The organism is Paenibacillus chungangensis (assembly GCF_042675905.1).
In the GTDB taxonomy this organism is placed as follows: Bacteria; Bacillota; Bacilli; order Paenibacillales; family Paenibacillaceae; genus Pristimantibacillus; species Pristimantibacillus chungangensis.
In genome coordinates this window covers 1-1,127 of record NZ_JBHTJZ010000046.1, presented here as the reverse complement: position 1 = coordinate 1,127, position 1,127 = coordinate 1, and the positions used below count along the sequence as shown (strand labels likewise).

Sequence of the window (1,127 nt, the reverse complement as noted above, 5' to 3'; positions counted from 1 at the left end):
TGATTATTTCGCTGTTAGGACAACACCGATTCGCTTCTGAGCAACAGCGATACGCACATCAGCATCACCTTCCATTTGTGACGGGATTCGCACAATAACATCACCAATCCGCACAATAGCATCACTTCCTGTAGATTAAGTTGTGGAGAGAAATCTCACATCACGTATCTACTAGGAAGGAGGCCATCACATGGCCAAGAAAATTAAGGCGAAGCTCATTCTAGAACTTCGCGCTGCACAAATGTCGCAACGGGAAATCTGTCGCACACGCAAGATGTCTCAACATTCTGTAGGAGATGTATTCAGGCTTGCGAATGAACTTGGCATCACTTACAACGATGTCAAAGAAAAATCAGATGAAGAAGTCTACCGGATGTTTTACCCCGACAAGTATGTCGCTGAGACGCTATACAAGGCTCCCGACTACAGCTACATCCACACAGAGCTCAAGAAGACAGGGGTGAATCTAAAGCTCTTATGGCATGAATATAAGGATGTATGCCAAGCTTCAAGTGCCTTATCCATGGGATACACGAAGTTTTGTGAAGGCTATGCTGAGTTTGTCACCGCTAATAGTCTAACCAACCATTTGCTCCACAAGCCTGGCATGGTCTGTGAAGTGGACTGGAGTGGGTCGACGATGACAATCGTTGAACGCGCTACAGGTGAAATGATCAAGGTTTACCTGTTTGTCGCTACCCTACCGTACAGCCAGTACTCATATGTAGAGCCGTGCCTTGACATGAAGCAGAATACTTGGCTGAAATGCCATGTGCATATGTTCGAATTCTTTGGCGGCTCAACCGTCAGAACTACATGCGACAATTTAAAAACTGGCGTGATCAGCCATCCTCGTGACGGTGAAATTGTCCTCAATGAAAAGTACGAGGACCTTGGCAATCACTACTTGACTGCTATTATGCCAGCCGGGGTAAGAAAGCCTAAACAAAAAGCATCCGTAGAAGGAACCGTAGGGAAAATAGCTACAGCCATCATCGCTAAGCTCCGTAATGAGGTATTTCACTCGTTGGATGAAGTGAAACTTGCAATAGCTCGTAAGTTGAAGGATTTTAACGATGCACCGTTTCAGAAGCGAGAAGGCAGCCGGACAGAAGTATTCCATGAAG

At 45.8% G+C, this 1,127-nt stretch carries 1 protein-coding gene; it reads left to right on the top strand.

What is annotated here, in order from left to right:
* Positions 1-190: 190 nt before the first annotated feature.
* On the top strand, positions 191-1,127 hold a 937-nt coding region (gene istA / locus ACFQ2I_RS19495; RefSeq protein WP_377567215.1), incomplete at its 3' end, for an IS21 family transposase.